Below are 17981 nucleotides of genomic sequence, written 5' to 3' on the forward strand. Positions count from 1 at the left end.
TCCCTTTAACCCCCGCCGGGCCAGCGTGGCCCACGCCGTAACGTGGCTGCCCCCGGACCCCCCCTCCCCCGATGCCCCGCACATCCCTCATCTGGCGATGACCGGCATGATCGAGACGCAGGTCAAACGCGCCGGCCGGATCGACCACGAGCGCCGCTACTATCTCTCTTCAGCGAGGCTCGACGCCAAGACCTTCGCCGCCGCCGTGCGGGCGCACTGGCAGATCGAGAACCGCCTGCACTGGGTGCTCGACGTCGTCTTCCACGACGACCTCGTGCGGCTGCGGACCGGATCAGGCCCGCAGAACATGGCAGTCGTGCGCCACATGGCCATCAACCTCGTGCGCGCACCACACGATCGCCACAGCCTCAAGGCCCGCAGAAAGCTCGCCAATCTCAATCCCGACTACCTCGAAGCCCTTCTCCGACACACACCAGCAGACCCTTCAAAAAGCTGAAGCGATTCCCCTGACCGACGGCCGCGCATCGGCGTCAAGGGGCGGCGCGGATCATCCGCCCGCCCACCACCGCCAGATAGGCGACGAAGAGCAGCGCCAGCGTCCAGGCGAAGCCGTGCGGCGAGGCGAGATCCATGCCGCCGCCGACCAGCGGTGGTCCCAGGACCAGGCCGATATTGTAGAGCACCAGGAAGGCCGCGTTGGCGCCGGCCAGCGCCGCACCGTCGAAACGGGCGCCGAGATGGGCGAGGCCGACGGTGTAGAGCGTGCCGGCGATGCCACCCCAGGCGAACAGGATCACGGCCAGCAGCCGCGGATCCGCCTCCCCGAGCGGCAAGGCGGCGGCCCCGAGCGCACCGAGGAACGCGGCGGCGAGCAGCACCCGGCGCTTGTCGATCCGGTCGGCCAGCAACCCGACCGGGATCTGGAACAGCACGTTGCCGAGCGCCGCGACGCTGACGAGGCCCGCCGCCTGCTCGGCGGTGAGACCGAGCCGCAGGCCGTAGATCGGCAGGATGGCGAAGCCCCCGGTCTCGACCGCGCCGTAGACGAGGGCCGCGAGCGTCGCCGAGGGCGCGACGCGCAGGTAGCCGAGGAAGCCCCGCCCGCCCTTGTGCGGGATCTCCGGCGAGAGGCCGCGGGCCATCATCAGGGGCAGCGTGCCGGCACAGACCAGGGCCGCCCCCGCGAGATAGGGCGCCCAGCCGCTGGTGCCGAGGATGCGGAGCAATCCCGGCCCGATGGCGAAGCCGAGCGCCAGCACGGTGGCGTAGACCCCCATCACCAGCCCGCGCCGGGCCGGAGGAGCCGCCTGGTTGATCCAGAACTCGGAGAGGACGAACAGCACGCCCAACGCCGCCGAGAACACGAAGCGCAGCGGGAACCACCAGGCGAAGTCGTAGACCGCCCGGAAGCCGACGAGGGCCAGGGCCGCGACCGCGATGGCGCCGAGCAGGAGCGGCATCACGCCGAGGCGCGCCGCCACCCGCGGCACGAAGGGCAGGATGACGATGCTCGCCACCCCGGCGATCGCCGTGTTGACGCCGATCCAGGTGTTGGAGAGGCCCATCCGCTCCATCTCGAGCGAGAGGAGCGGGATCGACAGGCTGAGCCCGATGCCGACCACCGCCACGCAGGCGATGGCCGCCGCGATGGCGGCGAGGCGCGCCGGCCCGAATTCCGAATCCGTGGTGAGGCTGGTCATGACGAGGGTTGCCGACAGGGCCCGCCCGTATGGACCAGCGGACCCGTGAAGGCCACCCCGGGAGCCGCCGCTACAATTCCTCGCGGGTATGCGCGCCGTCGACGTCGCGGAAGAACGGCACCGGCAGCATCGGGCTGAATCCCGCCTCCAGCCGGGCCTCCAGCTCGTCGAGGACGATGCCGGTGATGCGCGGCAGATCGAGCCTGCGCGCCTCCGCGAGGTCGACCCAGGCGAGCTCGGTCAATTCGGAATCGGGGCCGACGATGCCGGGGGTCTCCGCCACCACCGCCTCGCGGTCGACGGCGAAGAACCGGGTGTCGAAGCGCTTGGGCCGCGAGGGCGGCGTGATCGCCCGGGCAACGAACTGGAGCAGTTCGAGGTCCGGCATCACGCCGGCCTCGCGGAACGCGCTCCAGGCGCCGGGGGGCGTCGTCTCGGGCGGGCCGTAGTCGAGGGAGCCGACCATCAGCCCGGTCTCCTCGTAGGTCTCGCGGATCGCCGCGAGCGCCAGCACCCGGCCAAGATGGAACAGAGGCGGGTGGACCCGCGCGGCCAACGCGGCCTCGGCCCGGTCGTTGAGGGTGCCGGCCACCGGCATGGTCCGGTCGCCCAGCTCGATCCGCCCGCCCGGGAACACGAACAGCCCGGGCATGAACGTGTGGCCGGCATGGCGCCGGCCCATCAGGACCTTGGGCCGGTCGCCCGACCGGTCGACGATGATCAGCGTCGCGGCGTTGCGGATCCGCAGGGGCCGTGCCTTCCGCTCAGGCGCCGGTGCCCCGTCCGTCGGTCCTGCCGCCATCCCGCGTCTCCGTCTCGTGCCGACCACAATCAGTCTGGCCCCGGGCATCCGGTGCCTGGGCCCCGGCGCGGCGTATCGCGGAGAAGCCGTGCATGCCAAGGGCATATTGCAGCCCGACGACTGCCCCCTTGGTCGGCTGGAGCAGCAGCAGCGAGGCGATCAGGGCGAGGCCGGGCCAGAAGGTCATCTGGAACCACAGCGGCACGTCGAGGCGCATCTCGCTTTCGAGAATCCCGAGGCCCGCCAGATGGCCGACGACGAAGATCACCAGATAGGGCGGCAGGTCGTCGGCACGGTGGTGATGCAGTTCGGTCCCGCAGGAGTCGCACGTGTCCCGCACCTTGAGGAAGCGGTGGAACAGCCGTCCCTCGCCGCAATGCGGGCAGCGATTGCGGAAGCCGCGCCAGAGCGCGAGCGCCCAGGAGGACGGTTCGGGCGATTGCGCCACCGCGGGCGGACGCCCCGCGGCAACCGGCTCGGCGGCGGGGCCGGCGTGGATCTCGATCATGCGCGTCTCCCGCGGCGCTTGGTCAGGCTGTCCCGGCTCGCGGGGGCCGGTCGCCCCTTGCGTGGCCCGCCGCGGGCCGGAGCAGGAGCGCCGGCACGGCCGCCGCCGGCGATCTCGAAGCGAAGCGCACCGGCCACCGGCGCCGCCTCCATCAACTGCACCTCGACCTTGTCGCCGAGGCGGAAGGTCTGGCGGGTGCGCTCGCCGACGAGGGCGTGACGGCCCTCCTCATGACGAAAATAATCGGCGCCGAGCGTCGAGATCGGCACGAAGCCGTCCGCGCCCGTCTCGTCGAGCTTGATGAAGAGGCCCGAGCGGGTCACGCCCGACACCTGCCCGGAGAAGGTCGCGCCGACCCGGTCGGCGAGGTGGTGGGCGATCAGCCGGTCGATGGTCTCGCGCTCCGCCGCCATGGCGCGGCGCTCGGCGGCCGAGATCTGCTGACCGATCTCGGAAAGCGCCCCGGTCTCCATGTCGGCCGGCAGGCCATCCGCGCCGAGGCGCAGGGCCCGGATCAGGGCGCGGTGCACGACGAGGTCGGCATAGCGCCGGATCGGCGAGGTGAAGTGGGCGTAGCGGCGCAGCGCCAGGCCGAAATGGCCGGCATTCTCGGCGGCGTAGACGGCCTGCGCCTGCGAGCGCAGCACCACCTCGTTGAGGAAGAGCTGGTGCTCGCTCCCCTCCACCATGCCGAGGATGCGGTTGAACAGGGCGGGCCGAAGGTTCGCCTCCTTGGGCAGCTTCAGGCCGATCGACGCCATGACTTCCCCGAGCGCCCGCATCTTCTCCAGCGACGGCTCGTCGTGGACGCGGTAGATCAGCGGCTGGCGCGCGGCTTCCAGGGTCTCGGCCGCCGCCACGTTGGCCTGGATCATGAACTCCTCGATCAGCCGGTGCGCGGCCAGGCGCTCCGGCACGATCACCCGGTCGACCCCGCCCACGGGATTGAGGATCACCTTGCGCTCGGGCAGGTCCAGCGCCAGGGGCCCGCGGGCGTCGCGGGCAACGGCCAGCGCCTGGTAGGCGGCCCAGAGCGGACGTAGGATGCCGTCGAGGATCGGACCGGTGACCTCGTCGGGCCGGCCGTCGATGGCGGCTTGCGCCTGCGCATAGGCGAGCTTGGCGCGCGACCGCATCATGACCCGATGGACGCTGTGGCGGAGCTTGCGCCCCTCCGCCGTCACGACCATGCGGATCGCCAGCGCCGGCCGGTCCTGGCCGGGACGCAAGGAGCAGAGATCGTTCGAGATCCGCTCCGGCAGCATCGGCACGACCCGATCCGGGAAATAGACCGAGTTGCCGCGCAAGAGCGCCTCGCGGTCGAGGGCCGTGCCGGGCCGGACATAGGCCGCCACATCGGCGATCGCCACCGTGACCACGAAGCCGCCCGGATTGGCCGGATCGGGATCCGGGACCGCCATCACGGCGTCGTCGTGGTCCTTGGCGTCGGGAGGATCGATGGTGACGAGGGGAAGGTCGCGCCAGTCTTCGCGCCCATCCAGCCCGACCTCGCGGGCGGCCTCGGCCTCCGCCAGCACCTCGCGGGGGAAGACGTGGGGAATGCCGTGGGCATGGAGCGCGATCAGGCTCACCGCCTTCTCCGAGCCGAGGCTGCCGAGGCGGTCCTTGACGCGGCCCTGCGTCAGCCCGAACCGGTCCTCGCGGCCGAGGGTCACGGTGACGAGGTCGCCGTCGAGCGCATCGCCCTCCCCGCCCGGCGGCACCGCGATCTCGCGCCCCTGCGCCTTCTTGTCGACGGGCACGATGCGCCCACCCCCGGCCGGAAGCGCCCGGAACACGCCGAGGGTCTCGGCCTTGTTGCGGCCGATCACCTTGATGACGCGGCCGATATAGCGCCCCGGCGTGTCGCCGTCGGGCTCGATCTTCAGCAGCGCCCGGTCGCCGGTGCCGGGGGCCGGCCCGTTGGTGCGGCGCCCGGGCCGCGGCATCAGCACGGTGATGAGGGGGGCAGGCCCGGCCTCCGGATCCCATTGCGCCGGCCGTGCGACCAGCTCGCCGTCGCGGTCGCGGCGGCTGTCGATGTCGGCGACGACGACCGGCGGCAGGCGGCCGGCCTTGCGCAGGCCGGCGCGGTCCTTCTCGAGCGCGCCCTCCTCCTGCATCTCCTTGAGCAGGCGCTTCAGCTCGATCTTGTCCGAGCCCGTGATGCCGAAAGCCTGGGCGATCTCGCGCTTGCCGACCTTCTGGGGCGAGTCCTCGATGAAGGCGAGCACGGCCTCACGGGTCGGCAGGGCGGCATGGGCCGGTTTCGGGTGAATTCTTCTGGCCAACAGGTCGATCCAGGCGGCGTGACGCCAACGGGCGGGACATCGGGAGGGCGGACGTGACGGATCCCGGTCGCAACGCCGCTGGTTCGTCAAGATATGGGACGTTCGGCGCCGCGGAGCAACGTCCGCCGGCAAGCGACCGTCCTACCGTCGGAATCGGGCGGAGCCCCGGTCAGGGCGCCCTCGCCCGGGGCTCCGCCGGAGGCATCGGCCGGGCCATCGCTTCATCATAAATTAACCAATACTCATCGAATCATCCTCTGCGTCATGACAAGATGTTTTTTCACATCGTGCATTGACTGGATTGAAGCACAACTGCTGACTGCGACCGTCAGGTTCGACGGGAGCGAATCAGAGTCCATGACCAAGACGATTTCGAGCGTGAGCCGGCGCCGGCTCTTCCAGTCGGGCGCCGTGATGGCGGCGGGGGCGGCTCTCGGCAGCCGGATTCCCGCAGCCCTGGCCCTCGAAGCCCCGCAGACGAACGGGCTCGACGCCCTGGCGCGCGACCTGCGCGCCCTGCGCGGCACGCGGGATCAGCCCAGCCGGCTGATCCGCCCCGGCGAGCCCGGCTTCCTGGTCGCCGCCTGGCCGAATAACGGCCGCTGGGCCGACGTCTTTCCGCTGGCGATCGCCATGTGCACCAGCGACAGGGCCGTGGGCGCCTGCATCGCATGGGCGCGCCAGGAGCATCTCCCCTTCGCGATCCGCTGCGGCGGGCACAATTATGCCGGCTTCTCGACGACGCGCGGCCTGCTGATCGACGTGAAGCCGATGAGCGACATCGCCATCGACCCGCGCAGCGGCCTCGTGACGATCGGCGCCGGCGCCAACAACCAGGACATGGCCGACGCCTTCCGGGCCTCGGGCCTGGCGGTGGCCTCGGGCCGCTGCCCGACCGTGGGCATCAGCGGGCTCACCCTGGGCGGCGGCTGGGGCTTTTCGGCGACGCGCTACGGCCTGACCTGCGATGCCCTACGGGCGACGGAGGCGATCACGGCGGATGGCCGCCTGCGACGCGCGACCGCCCGCCAGGGCGAGGATGACGGCCTGTTCTGGGCCGCCCGGGGCGGCGGCGGCGGCAATTTCGCGGCGCACACCTCGTTCACCTTCCAGGCGCACGAGGTGCACGACGTCACGGTGTTCAACATCGTCTGGCCGGCCGAGCAGCAGGTCGAGCTGATGCTGGACCTTCAGGAGATCCAGCTCAAGCATCCGGATCTGATCTCGACCCGCAGCAAGATGGCCCCGGCGAATGCCGGCAAGGTCACCCGCCGCGCGCTGCACGTGCAGACCCTCGGCCAATTCTTCGGCCCGCCGGAGCGGCTGCGGGAGGTGCTGGCAAAGCCCCTCGGCCGGGTGACGCCGATCGTCTGCGAGATCAACGCGATGGGTTACTGGGCGGCACGGGACTATCTCGTCACCGACGATCCGACCGGGCTCTACGACATCCGGTCGAGCTACGTCGCGGGCGTCCTCGGCGGCGAGGGCCTGGAGCGGATGATCAGCTGGATGGAGCGATGGCCCGGCGGGTCGCTGCGCCAGGACAACATGGGCATCCTGTTCGCGGCCGGCGGCAAGGTGAAGGAGGTCGCTCCCACCGAGACCGCCTACGTCCATCGCCGCTCCGACTTCATCGTCGAGATGGAGGCGTCGTGGAGCCCGCTCGACACGCCCGAGGTCGTGGCGGAGCAGCAGCGTTGGCTCACGAATTACTTCGCCGACATGCAGCAATTCGTGCAGAAGGAATCCTACGTCAACTTCCCCAGCCGCGATCTGCCGAACTGGCTCAACGCCTATTACGGCGAGAATGTCAGGCAGCTTCAGACGATCAAGCTGGCCTACGACCCCGACAACATCTTCAAGTTCCCGCAGAGCATCCCGCTGCCGGGCTGACGCCGCTCGCGACCGGGGGATCAGAAAAAAGGGGCCGGATCGCTCCGGCCCCCTTCCTTGCTCGAAACGCTATCGGGTCAGAGCGAGTAGTAGTTCACGAACTCGATCGGGTGCGGGGTCATCTCGTACCGGATCACCTCGGTCATCTTCAGCTCGATGAACGAGTCGATGAAGTCGTCGTTGAACACGCCGCCGGCCTTGAGGAACTCGCGGTCGGCGTCGAGGCTGTTGAGCGCCTCACGGAGCGAGCCGCACACGGTCGGGATTTCCTTCAGCTCCGCCGGGGGCAGGTCGTAGAGATCCTTGTCCATGGCCGGACCGGGATCGATCTTGTTCACGATACCGTCGACGCCGGCCATCAGCATGGCGGCGAACGCCAGGTAGGGGTTCGCCATCGGGTCGGGGAAGCGGACCTCGACCCGCTTGGCCTTCGGCGAGGTCGTCCACGGAATCCGGCACGAGGCCGAGCGGTTGCGGGCCGAGTAGGCCAGCAGCACCGGCGCCTCGTAGCCCGGGACCAGGCGCTTGTAGGAGTTGGTCGACGGGTTGGTGAAGGCGTTGAGCGCCTTGGCGTGCTTGATGATGCCGCCGATGTACCACAGGCATTCCTGCGACAGGTCGGCATACTTGTTGCCGGCGAAGACCGGCTTGCCGTCCTTCCAGATCGACTGGTGGACGTGCATGCCCGAGCCGTTGTCGCCATAGACCGGCTTCGGCATGAAGGTCGCGGTCTTGCCGTAGCTCTGGGCGACGTTGTGGATGCAGTACTTGTAGATCTGCATCTGGTCGGCCATCAGGGTCAGGGTGTCGAACTTCATGCCCAACTCGTGCTGGGCGGACGCCACCTCGTGATGGTGCTTCTCGACCTTGACGCCCATCGACTGCATGGCGGCCAGCATCTCGCCGCGCATGTCCTGGGCCGAATCCTGCGGCGGGACCGGGAAGTAGCCGCCCTTCACCTGGACACGGTGGCCGAGATTGCCGCCCTCGTACTCGGTCTGGCCGTTGATCGGCAGCTCGACCGAATCGAGCTTGAAGCCGGTGTGGTACGGGTCGGCGGAGAAGCGGACGTCGTCGAAGACGAAGAACTCGGCCTCGGGGCCGACGAAGATGGTGTCGCCGATGCCGCTCGCCTTCACGAAAGCCTCGGCCTTCTTGGCGATGCCGCGGGGATCGCGGCCATAGGGCTCGCCGGTCGACGGCTCGAGCACGTCGCAGACGATCGACATGGTCGAGGCGGAGAAGAACGGATCCATGCAGGCCGTCGCCGGATCCGGCATCAGCAGCATGTCGGATTCGTTGATCGCCTTCCAGCCGGAGATCGACGAGCCGTCGAACATCGTGCCCTCGGCGAAGATGTCCTCGTCGACCAGCGACACGTCGAAGGTGACGTGCTGCCACTTGCCCCGCGGATCGGTGAAGCGGAAATCGACGTACTTGACGTCATTTTCCTTGATTTCCTTGAGGACGTCCGTCGCGGTCTTAGACATTCTCGTCTGATCCCTTCCTAGAACGGCGCTCTAGCCGCCATGAAGCCGCGGTCCTGGATGTCAGGCCGCGGTTTTCGTCGTCGCAGAGAGGGGCGTGCGCCCGGTCAGATCGCGTCCGGGCCGGTCTCGCCGGTGCGGATGCGGATCGCTTCCTCGATCGAGGAGACGAAGATCTTGCCGTCGCCGATGCGGCCGGTCTGGGCCGACTTGCGGATCGCCTCGACGGCGCCGTCCACCAGCGTGTCGGGCAATACGATCTCGAGCTTCACCTTGGGCAGGAAGTCGACCACGTACTCGGCGCCGCGATAGAGCTCGGTATGGCCCTTCTGGCGGCCGAAGCCTTTGGCCTCGATCACCGTGATGCCCTGGAGGCCGACCTCTTGCAGGGCCTCCTTCACCTCGTCGAGCTTGAAGGGCTTGATGATCGCTTCGATCTTCTTCATGCCGGGCGGGCCTGGTCTGCAACGGTTCCGGCGGCATTCCTAGCATCGCGCCGCGCCGACCGCCACGGGGGATTTCCCCGGACCGGACCGGGAATGCCCAATCAGTAAGCAATTGCTGCGCTTTTGTTGCGCAATCCGCCGTTCTCAAGCCCGGTGCCGCGGCAAAGCTGCCGCGTCGGGGCGCTTCTCGGAGTATGATGCGATGGCCGGGACCGAGCTGCTCACCACCGACGAGATGCGGCGGGCGGATGCCGCGGTGATGGCCGCGGGCACGCCGGGCCTGGAGCTGATGCGCCGGGCCGGCACCGCCGTCGCCGAGCGGGCCCGGGCGCTCGCGGGCGACGGCCGGATCCTGGTCCTGTGCGGGCTAGGCAACAATGGCGGCGACGGCTTCGTGGCCGCCACGCATCTGGCCGAGGCGGGCCGGGCGGTGGAAGTCGCGCTGCTCGGGCCGCGCGACGCCCTGACGGGCGATGCCGCCGCGGCGGCCTCCGCCTGGACCGGCCCGGTGGCCGACGCCGCCGGGGCCGAGCCGGCGGGCTTCGCCCTGGTGATCGACGCGCTGTTCGGGGCGGGCCTGTCCCGGCCGCTCGAGGGCGCGGCGGCGTCCCTGGTCGCGCGGGTGAACGCGGCGGGCGTGCCGGTGCTGGCGGTCGACGTGCCCTCCGGCCTCGACGGCGATACCGGAGCGGCAGCGGGCGCCGTCGTGGCGGCGACCGAGACGGTGACCTTCGTGCGGCCGAAACCCGGCCACCTGCTCCTTCCCGGCCGGCGCCTGTGCGGCCCGGTGGCGGTCGCCGGGATCGGCATCCCGGAGGCGATCGTGGCGGGGATCGGCGCGCAGGCCCATGTCAACGGGCCGGACCTCTGGGGTACCGCCTTCCCGCGCCTCGCGGAGGAGAGCCACAAATACACCCGCGGCCATGCCGTGGTGCTGTCGGGCCCGGCCCACCGCACCGGCGCGGCGCGGCTCGCCGCCCGGGGCGCCCTGCGGATCGGCGCCGGCCTCGTGACCGTGCTGTCGCCGATGCCGGCCCTGCCGGAGAACGCCGCCCAGCTCACCGCGATCATGCTGCGCCCCTGCGACGGCGCCGACGACCTCGACGACATCCTGACCGACGAGCGCCTGAACACGATCGTCGCCGGGCCGGGCCTCGGCACCGGCGCTCCGACCCGGGACCTCGTGCGGGTCGCGGCGGAAGCGGGGCGGCGCCTCGTCCTCGATGCCGACGCCCTGACGAGCTTTACGGGCAAGGCCGACGAACTCGCCGGGATGATCGCGGCGGGGGAAGCCCATGCGGTCGCGACCCCGCACGAGGGCGAGTTCGCCCGCCTGTTCCGGGGCGTGGCGGCGGTGCCGGCGGAGGGCTCGAAGCTCGTGCGCGCCAGGGCCGCCGCGTCGGTCCTCGGCGCCGTCGTGGTGCTGAAGGGCCCCGACACGGTGATCGCGGCTCCCGACGGGCTGGCCGCCATCAACCCCAATGGCACGCCCTGGCTCGGCACCGCCGGCAGCGGCGACGTGCTGTGCGGGTTCATCGGCGGGCTGCTGGCGCAAGGCGTGGCGCCCTTCGAGGCCGCCGCCGCCGCGGTCTGGCTCCACGCCGCCGCCGCCCGCCGGCACGGGCCGGGCCTGATCGCGGAGGACCTGCCGGAGATGATGCCGGGGGTGCTGGCCGAGGTGCTGGACGGGTTCGGCGGGATGTGACCGGCCGGGGGATCGGAGGCGGCGTCCGCCCCCTCCCCGCTTCGCAACCGCCAGGGGTCTTCGGCCGCGGCGGTCTCAGGCCGGTCCGGTGCCGGGTTCGCGCGCGACACCCGCCGCCGCGTTGTCGGCGGGCGGAGCGGGGGGCGGGTGACGATAGCCGGGGCTCGTGCCGAGGCGCGCGGCGACCAGCGCCTCCAGCCGGTCGAGGGCCTCCCCCGGCAGCGAGGCGCCGACGGCGAGGCCGTAGACCTCCCAGCCGACCGGGACGAAGCCGAGGCCGAACCGGTCCGCTGCGGCCCGGGCTCCCAGCCCCGCATCGGCGGCACCGGAGGCGATCACCGCCGCCACCGCCTGATGGGTGAATTCCTCCAGCCCATAACCGACGATCTCCTCGGGCCGGATTCCGGTCGCGGCGAGCAGCCGGTCGAACCACGCCCGGGTGCCCGACCCCTTCTGCCGGTTGACGAAGCGCGCCCTCGTCGCCCGCAGGTCCGCCGGATGGTGCAGGCCGAGCGGGTTGCCGGGCGCGACCAGCATCCCCTGCTCGCGTTCGAAGAGCGGCCACACCCGGAAGGCCGGATCGGCGACGAGGTCGGAGAAGGGTGGGCCGGCACTCTCCGGGGCGATCGCCCCGCAATGGAAGCCCGCCGCGTCGACGCGCCCGTCGAGCAGGTGCATGACCGCGTCGCGGCTGCCCATGACGGCGATGTCGGCCCCGCCCCACGCCGCCAGCACCTCCATCAGCAGGGGATCGTGGCTCGCCGCCACGGCAAGGCGGTGCGGTGCGGCGAGCAGAGCGGCGAGGCGTGCCTGCACCGCCCGCGTCTCCCGGGCGAGGGGCAGGACGAGGGCATCGGCCGCGCCCGACAGGGCCTCGTGCAGGGCGGCCCCGGTTTCGGTCAGGGTGGTGCCGTGACCGCGGGTCTTGCGCACGAGCGGCCGGCCCACCGTCGCCTCGAGGGCGCGGACGCGCTCCCAGGCGGCGCGGTAGGACAGACCGAGCGCGGCGGACGCCCCCTGCACCGAACGGGTCCGGGCGACGGCCCGCAGCAGCGCGAGGGTGTCGGCGACAGGGAGGCGTGCCGGGCCGATCCGCAGGTGGCCGCCAAGCGCCAGCTCGACCGCGAACGTGCCGTCGGCGACAGGGTCTTCGGCCGGTCTCGTCATCGCGGGCTCGTCATCGTGAGTGTGTCAAGGCGGGCTCATCCCGAGCCTTCCGGCAGGACCGGCATGGATCCGTCGAGGGTCCTGGCTCATGGATCGGTCTTATCGGCAAAGGACGTCTTATTGAAGCCACCGCATCGGCATCGTACCGCCGATGCAGCCATGTCCAAGACGCGAAGGGCCGCGCGATGCATCCCGACCTCCCCGAACCGGACCGGCCCTCGCCCGGGTCATGGCCGGCACGGCAGCGAACCAGGGCGCCGGACCGGCGACCAGACGCGGCATCGCGCTTGCCTGCGCGCTGGATCCGCGAGGGTGGCCTGCGCGCCTTCCGGGCCGATGCCGGGCATGTCGGCCGCTCGATCGCGGCGCTGAAGCTCTACCTCACCCTGGTGGTCAGCCAGGACGAGCGTTCGGCGCCCGGTGACCCGATCGTCCTGTCCTACGAGCGGATCGCCGCCCTGTCGGGCCTCTCGGACCCGCTGATCTGCTCGGGCAAGAAGGCACTCCTCGATCAGGGACTCGTCGCCACCTCCAGCGAGCGGCAGGGCCGGACGATCGTGTATCGCCTGTGCGGCCCGCACGCCGCCACCGACCTCGCTCTCCTTCCCCACGGCCCCCGGGGGGCCGAGCGCATCGCCGCGTTGCACGCCCTCACCTGCCGGAAGGCGCCGAATCTTGCGGTGCTGAAGCTCGGCCTTCTCCTGGGCGCCGGCGCGGACGCGGCCGGCCTCGCGGCCCTCGACATCGACAGTGCCGCCGATCTTACCAGCCTCAGCCATGTCAAGGTCGTGGCGGCCCTCGCCGCCGCGCAGGATCTCGGGCTGGCCGCGCCGGCCGGCGACCGCATGAGGCCGGCGGATGGGCGGCTCCTGCGCCTGCTGCCGCTGCGATAGGCCCTCCCGTCACGGATAGCGCACCGGCGGCGGGTCCTCGGGCAGCGGGATGAATTCGGCGTCGTTCGGCACCGTGTCGAACCGGCCCTGGCGCCAATCCTCCTTGGCCTGGGCGATCCGCTCGGGCCGCGACGAGACGAAGTTCCACCAGAGATGCCGCGGCCCGTCCATCGGCTCGCCGCCCAGCACCATGAAGCGGGCAGCCTCCGTCGCCCGCACGCTAATCCGGTCGCCGGGGCGGAACACCAGCAGCTGGCCGGGGCCGAAGCCGTCGCCGGCGATGTCGATCGCGCCCGACACCGTGTAGATCGCGCGCTCGTCATAATCGGCATCGAGCGGCAGGACGGCGCCGGCCTCGAGCGCCACGTCGGCATAGACCATCGGGGTCGAGGTCCGCACGGCTGAGCGCGCGCCATAGGCCGCACCGGCGATCAGCCGGACGGTCTTGCCCTCGGCCGAGACGATCGGGAGCGAGGCGGCGTCATAATGCTCGAAGGCCGGGGCGGTCTCCTCGTCCTGCGCCGACAGGGCGACCCAGCTCTGGAGGCCGAACAGCCGCGACCCGGTCTGCCGCAGAGCGCTGCCGGTGCGCTCCGAGTGGGTGATGCCGCGTCCCGCCGTCATCCAGTTCAGCTCGCCCGGACGGATCGGCAATTCGGTGCCGAGGCTGTCGCGGTGCATGATCTCGCCGTCGAACAGATAGGTGACGGTGGACAGACCGATATGCGGATGCGGCCGCACGTCCATGCCCTGCCCGAGCAGGAATTCCGACGGCCCCATCTGGTCGAAGAAGATGAAGGGGCCGACCATCCGGCACTGGGTCGAGGGCAGCGCCCGCCGCACCGCGAAGGAGCCGAGATCGCGCGAGCGCGGCACGATCAGGGTCTGGATCGCGTCGCAACTGAAGGAATCGCCCGGGACCGGATCGTCGGCGCTGTGCCAGCTCATCGCTCATGCTCCGTCTCGTTGCGCCCGTGCCCTGGTGCAGCTCGGTCGCGTTTGAATACCCGGAGAGTGAGGTCTCGCGGTCCCATTGAAAATGGAAACGATCGAAACGCATCGTTTCGATGGCTGCGACGGCACGAAGGGGTCCGGGACGATCGCCCCTCTCCCGGGCGGAGGGTGCCACGCACAAGCTTCGCGCAACCCGGCGGGTGCAGCGTCCGGGCTCACCGGCAGGAGAAACGACGCCATGCGCACCGACGCGCCGACGGAGGAGCAGGCGGCCGAGCGCTTGGCCCACCATCTCCTGCGGGAAGCGTACCGGGATCTCGCGTCCATGCTGCACAGCGCCAACGCCCAGGCCGCCGGCAACCTGTTCCACGTGATAGAGACGCGCACCGCGGACACGCTCCGGGCACTCGTCGCTGACCGGAGCGAGGGAGCCGCCTCGACCCGCATCGCCCGCACCGCCGGCCGGGAGATCAGCGAGCTGTTCGAGGGCGCGCATGGCCGCGCCGTCACCGAGCGCACCGGGATCCCGGCCGCGCGGCGGGTGGCCTGAGGCCCGGACGAGACTGACGGCACCGGCCCCCTGACGCTCCGGCGTGAGCAGGCTTTGGGAGTTGGGTGAGCGCGGCGTCCGCGGCCTTCACGCGGCCATGCGCTCACCGTCGAAGTAGGTCCGCCAATCATAGAGCGGCAACGGCGCGACGCGGCGGATGTGGTCGGCCAACGTATCGGTTTCGAGGTTAATCGTCTCTCCCGTCGGCCAGAAAATTACGGCCAAACCAGTCTTGTAATAACGCAGAAACGGGCGTGCGTCGAAGCGGTTCAGATCGCTGTCCATCCTGAATTCGGGGTGAGTGTACTGCCATTTCGAGCCATGCCGATCGGCTTCATACCACCGCTCGATCGCCAGTTTGTCCTTGTCCTCCGTTCTGGTGATGGCCGTCACGACGGACTGGGTCAGAAGGAATCGGCATAGAGCGGCAGGGCCATCGATGGCTTTGGTCTGCATGATGCCACGGAAGACCATGCCGGCCAGAACGTTCGTCGGGATTGTATGCTCCTGCCGCAGCAGGGAGCTTTGTATCCCCTGGGATTGTGCCAGAGCGGCGATGCCCTCGCTGCGATAGAGCGCACCCAGACAGTGGCGATGGACATGAAGTTCGAGTTCGTTGTGAAAGTGCCTGATCTTCATCGACACCGAGTTGTTCGCCTGGCCGCCGCCCGTCGCTCCCTGCGCCGTCGTGCAGGCCCGTACCAATTCATAGATGTTCTGGACACAGAGGCGGATTCTATCCTGGCGAACCGGGTCAGCGGCCATCTCGCCGAGGCGGCGCAGGCAATCCTCCGGCGTATCGGAGCCGGTCAGTGTGTAGCGCTTGGTGTATCGTGGTCCGCGTGACATCCAGCCTTCTCCCGTTTTCCGAGATGTGTCGTTGCAGACCGTATCTCCGAAAAGATGGAAGCGAACCGTCCGACGTTCGGAACGACGTACCATTCAGCCGGGATCGTCAATATATCGTCTATCGGCCCGCCTCATCGTGACCTTTTCCGGGAAAGGGCGTTCCCGGAGACAGAGGCCGCCGCCCGACAGACATCCCGGGACCGACGAGATGTCTCGCCGCGTGAAGACTCGTGCCTACAGAAAACTCTGCGGATCGACATCGATTCCGACCCGGAGATTGCCCCGGGCTTTCGGCCCGCGGGCGAGCCAGTCGCGCAGGTAGCCCTGGAGGTCGATCTCACGCTCGGTCTTGACCAGGAGGCGGAAACGGTAGCGGCCGCGCACCAGCGCCAGGGGCGCCTCGGCGGGGCCGAGCACCATCACGCCGGGCGGCGGCTCGGCGAGGCGGGCCAGCGCCCGGCCATGGGCTTCCGCCGCCTCGCGATCGGTGCAGGAAATGACCAAAGCCGCGAGGCGCCCGAAGGGCGGCAGGCCGGCAACCTCCCGGGCTGCCGTCTCCTCGGCATAGAAGCGCTCGGCGTCGCCCGAGATCAGCGCCGAGATCACCGGATGCTCGGGCTGGTAGGTCTGGACCAGGGCCCGCCCCGGCTTCTCGCCGCGGCCGGCCCGGCCGGTCACCTGCTGGAGCAGCTGGAAGGTCCGCTCGGCGGCCCGCGGATCGCCCGAGGTGAGGCCGATATCGGCGTCGAGCACGCCGACGAGGGTGAGGTGCGGGAAGTTGTGGCCCTTGGCGACGAGCTGGGTGCCCACCACGATGTCGCAGCCGCCCTCGGCCACGGTCTGGAGTTCGGCTCGCAAGCGCTCGGCCCCGCCGGGAAAGTCGCTCGACAAAACGATCACCCGCTTGTCCGGGAAGGTGGCCGAGACCTCCTCGGCGATGCGCTCGACGCCCGGACCGCAGGCGGTGAGATTGTCGAAGGTGCCGCACTCGGTGCAGGCATCCGGGCGCCGCTCGGCATGGCCGCATTGGTGGCAGACGAGCGCCCGGCGGAAGCGGTGCTCGACGAGCCAGGTCGAGCAATTGGGGCATTGGTAGCGGTGGCCGCAGGCCCGGCACAGGGTGAGGGGCGCGTAGCCGCGGCGGTTGAGGAAGAGCAGCGCCTGCTCCCCGCGCCCATTGGTCTCGGCGATGGCCGCCACCAGGGTCGGGGACAGGTAGCGGCCGCGCGGCACCTTCTCGGCGCGCATGTCGATGGCGCGGATCTCCGGCAGGCGCCGGCCGCCGAAGCGCTCGGGCATTACCACCCGGCGGTAGCGGCCGCGCTCCGCATTGACCCGGGTCTCGATCGCGGGCGTGGCGGAGGCCAACACCACGGCGGCGTTCTCCAGCTTGCCGCGCACCACCGCCATGTCGCGGGCGTGGTAGCAGACGCCGTCATCCTGCTTGTAGGCGCCCTCGTGCTCCTCGTCGACGACGATGAGCCCGAGCGTGCGGAAGGGCAGGAACAGGGCCGAGCGGGCGCCCACCACCACCTGCACCTCGCCGGAGGCCACGCCGGCGCGGATTTTTTCGCGCCGACGCCCGCCGACCCCGGAATGCCAGGCGGCGGGCCGCACGCCGAATCGCTTGGCGAAGCGGTCGAGGAACTGCGCCGTCAGGGCGATCTCCGGCATCAGCACCAGGGATTGCACGCCCCGGCGCAGGGCCTCGGCGACGACCTCGAAATAGACCTCCGTCTTGCCCGAGCCGGTCACGCCTTCGAGCAGCGTCACGCCGCCCTCCCCCGCCGGGCCTCCCCCGGGCGGCGGCGCGGTCAGGGTGGCGATCAGGGCGCGGGCCGCCTCGGCCTGGGGCTCGGAGAGGGGATCGTGCGGGTGGTCGGGGTCGGGCGGCTCGGCGACCCGGTCGGGCGCCAGCGCCACGGTCTCGAGCACGCCGTCGTCGATCAGGCCGTCCACCACCCCGGCGCTGACCCCGGCCTCGAGGGCCAGCGCCCGCTTGCCCCGCACCACGCCGTCGGCCGCCACCGCCACCACCTTGCCCCGCGCCGGGGTCATCCGGCTCGGCGGCATCCCGGTCGCCCGCACCCCGACCCTCGCGGTCTCGGTGCGGCTCTCCTCCGGCAGGCGCAACGCCATGGCGAGCGCCGAGCCCTTCGGCGCCAGGGTGTAGCGGGCGATCCACTCGACGAGGCGGCGGAGCGCCGGGCTCAAAGCCTCGACGCCGACCCGGCCGCTGACACGGCGCAGGTTGGAGCCGGCCCCATCGCGCAGGGACCAGACCACCCCGACGGTCTCCCGCGGCCCGAGCGGCACCTGCACCACGTCGCCCTCCTGAAGCGTCAGTTCGGGCGGCACGGCGTAGCTATAGGCTTGGTCGAGGGCGAGCGGGATCAGGACGTCGGCGATCGGGGCGGTCATCGGGGCTTCGGCGCGGGCGGCATCGCCCGGTCATATAGGAACGGTCACGCCGGCTCGCCGTCGGAGGAGTCGGGCTCGTCCTCGCCGATCTGCCGCCGCACGCCCCATTCGGCCAGAACGGCGTTGAGGTCGTCGAGGACGAAATGCCGGGCGCTGTCCTGGTCGTAGCCCTCCTCCAGGAGGGAATCGTAGTCGGTGAAGACGTGGCGAGCGTAAGCGACCATCCCGAGCCAGGCGGCGGTCTCGGGTGCGGCGCCGCGCAGGCCGGTGCTCGCCAGGGCCCGGTCGACGATCGCCTCCGCCTCGAAATCCGGCACCCGGGGGGCGAGGCGGGCGAGCGCCGCCGCCACCGCC

16 protein-coding genes are annotated in these 17981 nt (G+C 70.8%); 5 read left to right on the forward strand and 11 right to left on the reverse strand.

The window, feature by feature from the left end:
• The coding region (locus tag VP06_RS28975) for an ISAs1 family transposase (protein ID WP_048467278.1) at positions 1-457 on the forward strand (457 nt) is incomplete at its 5' end.
• A 34-nt stretch (positions 458-491) separates the two neighbouring features.
• Here VP06_RS28975 and VP06_RS28980 read toward each other — a convergent pair.
• From VP06_RS28980 to rnr, 4 genes are all read right to left on the reverse strand, one after another.
• Positions 492-1661 (reverse strand): MFS transporter, encoded by a 1170-nt coding sequence (locus tag VP06_RS28980; RefSeq protein ID WP_048467279.1) that lies wholly within the window; start codon positions 1659-1661, stop codon positions 492-494.
• A 70-nt stretch (positions 1662-1731) separates the two neighbouring features.
• A complete protein-coding gene (locus VP06_RS28985; RefSeq protein ID WP_048467280.1) occupies positions 1732-2463 on the reverse strand; it encodes an NUDIX hydrolase in 732 nt (243 codons plus the stop codon).
• Positions 2426-2971 carry a DUF983 domain-containing protein gene (locus VP06_RS28990; protein WP_048467281.1) on the reverse strand — a complete coding sequence of 182 codons (546 nt, stop codon included), beginning with the start codon at positions 2969-2971 and terminating at the stop codon, positions 2426-2428. The genes VP06_RS28985 and VP06_RS28990 overlap by 38 nt, the downstream gene beginning before the upstream one ends.
• The gene (gene rnr / locus VP06_RS28995) at positions 2968-5262 is read right to left on the reverse strand and encodes a ribonuclease R (RefSeq protein WP_048467282.1); all 2295 of its coding nucleotides are present in this window, start codon (positions 5260-5262) and stop codon (positions 2968-2970) included. The genes VP06_RS28990 and rnr overlap by 4 nt, the downstream gene beginning before the upstream one ends.
• A gap of 357 nt (positions 5263-5619) precedes the next feature.
• Here rnr and VP06_RS29000 point away from each other — a divergent pair, with 357 nt between their 5' ends.
• Positions 5620-7155 (forward strand): FAD-binding oxidoreductase, encoded by a 1536-nt coding sequence (locus VP06_RS29000; protein WP_048467283.1) that lies wholly within the window; start codon positions 5620-5622, stop codon positions 7153-7155.
• Between the two features lie 77 nt (positions 7156-7232).
• Here the strand turns inward: VP06_RS29000 and glnA are convergent, their stop codons facing one another.
• The gene (gene glnA, locus VP06_RS29005) at positions 7233-8645 is read right to left on the reverse strand and encodes a type I glutamate--ammonia ligase (protein ID WP_048467284.1); all 1413 of its coding nucleotides are present in this window, start codon (positions 8643-8645) and stop codon (positions 7233-7235) included.
• A gap of 104 nt (positions 8646-8749) precedes the next feature.
• Positions 8750-9088, reverse strand: a complete 339-nt coding sequence (locus VP06_RS29010; protein WP_048467285.1) for a P-II family nitrogen regulator — start codon at positions 9086-9088, stop codon at positions 8750-8752.
• Positions 9089-9290: 202 nt separating this feature from the next.
• On the opposite strand from VP06_RS29010, the gene VP06_RS29015 reads away from it, so the two are divergent.
• Positions 9291-10793 (forward strand): bifunctional ADP-dependent NAD(P)H-hydrate dehydratase/NAD(P)H-hydrate epimerase, encoded by a 1503-nt coding sequence (locus VP06_RS29015; RefSeq protein ID WP_048467286.1) that lies wholly within the window; start codon positions 9291-9293, stop codon positions 10791-10793.
• Positions 10794-10868: 75 nt separating this feature from the next.
• Here the strand turns inward: VP06_RS29015 and VP06_RS29020 are convergent, their stop codons facing one another.
• Complete coding sequence (locus VP06_RS29020; protein WP_063928461.1) at positions 10869-11960, reverse strand: substrate-binding domain-containing protein; 1092 nt, start codon at positions 11958-11960, stop codon at positions 10869-10871.
• 287 nt (positions 11961-12247) lie between these two features.
• Here VP06_RS29020 and VP06_RS29025 point away from each other — a divergent pair, with 287 nt between their 5' ends.
• The gene (locus tag VP06_RS29025) at positions 12248-12853 is read left to right on the forward strand and encodes a hypothetical protein (protein WP_053082080.1); all 606 of its coding nucleotides are present in this window, start codon (positions 12248-12250) and stop codon (positions 12851-12853) included.
• A 9-nt stretch (positions 12854-12862) separates the two neighbouring features.
• Here the strand turns inward: VP06_RS29025 and VP06_RS29030 are convergent, their stop codons facing one another.
• Positions 12863-13801 carry a pirin family protein gene (locus VP06_RS29030; RefSeq protein ID WP_048467287.1) on the reverse strand — a complete coding sequence of 313 codons (939 nt, stop codon included), beginning with the start codon at positions 13799-13801 and terminating at the stop codon, positions 12863-12865.
• Between the two features lie 244 nt (positions 13802-14045).
• Here VP06_RS29030 and VP06_RS29035 point away from each other — a divergent pair, with 244 nt between their 5' ends.
• Positions 14046-14357 carry a hypothetical protein gene (locus VP06_RS29035; protein ID WP_048467288.1) on the forward strand — a complete coding sequence of 104 codons (312 nt, stop codon included), beginning with the start codon at positions 14046-14048 and terminating at the stop codon, positions 14355-14357.
• An 87-nt stretch (positions 14358-14444) separates the two neighbouring features.
• Here the strand turns inward: VP06_RS29035 and VP06_RS29040 are convergent, their stop codons facing one another.
• The 3 genes from VP06_RS29040 to VP06_RS29050 form a co-directional block, all read right to left on the reverse strand.
• The gene (locus tag VP06_RS29040; protein ID WP_156295834.1) at positions 14445-15299 is read right to left on the reverse strand and encodes a hypothetical protein; all 855 of its coding nucleotides are present in this window, start codon (positions 15297-15299) and stop codon (positions 14445-14447) included.
• A gap of 141 nt (positions 15300-15440) precedes the next feature.
• Entirely contained in the window at positions 15441-17627 is a 2187-nt protein-coding gene (locus VP06_RS29045) for a primosomal protein N' (protein WP_048467290.1), read from the reverse strand.
• A 44-nt stretch (positions 17628-17671) separates the two neighbouring features.
• Entirely contained in the window at positions 17672-17977 is a 306-nt protein-coding gene (locus VP06_RS29050) for a DUF2293 domain-containing protein (RefSeq protein WP_063928463.1), read from the reverse strand.
• Between the last annotated feature and the right edge of the window lie 4 nt (positions 17978-17981).

It is taken from the genome of Methylobacterium aquaticum (assembly GCF_001043915.1).
GTDB lineage: Bacteria > Pseudomonadota > Alphaproteobacteria > Rhizobiales > Beijerinckiaceae > Methylobacterium > Methylobacterium aquaticum.

What these genes read in the sequence shown, in the direction of transcription:
- glnA (WP_048467284.1), bottom strand. Translation starts at nt 8,645, where the DNA reads ATGTCTAAGACCGCGACGGACGTCCTCAAGGAAATCAAGGAAAATGAC.
- VP06_RS28990 (WP_048467281.1), bottom strand. Translation starts at nt 2,971, where the DNA reads ATGATCGAGATCCACGCCGGCCCCGCCGCCGAGCCGGTTGCCGCGGGG.
- VP06_RS29030 (WP_048467287.1), bottom strand. Translation starts at nt 13,801, where the DNA reads ATGAGCTGGCACAGCGCCGACGATCCGGTCCCGGGCGATTCCTTCAGT.
- VP06_RS29045 (WP_048467290.1), bottom strand. Translation starts at nt 17,627, where the DNA reads ATGACCGCCCCGATCGCCGACGTCCTGATCCCGCTCGCCCTCGACCAA.
- VP06_RS29010 (WP_048467285.1), bottom strand. Translation starts at nt 9,088, where the DNA reads ATGAAGAAGATCGAAGCGATCATCAAGCCCTTCAAGCTCGACGAGGTG.
- VP06_RS28980 (WP_048467279.1), bottom strand. Translation starts at nt 1,661, where the DNA reads ATGACCAGCCTCACCACGGATTCGGAATTCGGGCCGGCGCGCCTCGCC.
- VP06_RS28985 (WP_048467280.1), bottom strand. Translation starts at nt 2,463, where the DNA reads ATGGCGGCAGGACCGACGGACGGGGCACCGGCGCCTGAGCGGAAGGCA.
- VP06_RS29000 (WP_048467283.1), top strand. Translation starts at nt 5,620, where the DNA reads ATGACCAAGACGATTTCGAGCGTGAGCCGGCGCCGGCTCTTCCAGTCG.
- VP06_RS29020 (WP_063928461.1), bottom strand. Translation starts at nt 11,960, where the DNA reads ATGACGAGACCGGCCGAAGACCCTGTCGCCGACGGCACGTTCGCGGTC.
- VP06_RS29035 (WP_048467288.1), top strand. Translation starts at nt 14,046, where the DNA reads ATGCGCACCGACGCGCCGACGGAGGAGCAGGCGGCCGAGCGCTTGGCC.
- VP06_RS29015 (WP_048467286.1), top strand. Translation starts at nt 9,291, where the DNA reads ATGGCCGGGACCGAGCTGCTCACCACCGACGAGATGCGGCGGGCGGAT.
- VP06_RS29040 (WP_156295834.1), bottom strand. Translation starts at nt 15,299, where the DNA reads ATGGTACGTCGTTCCGAACGTCGGACGGTTCGCTTCCATCTTTTCGGA.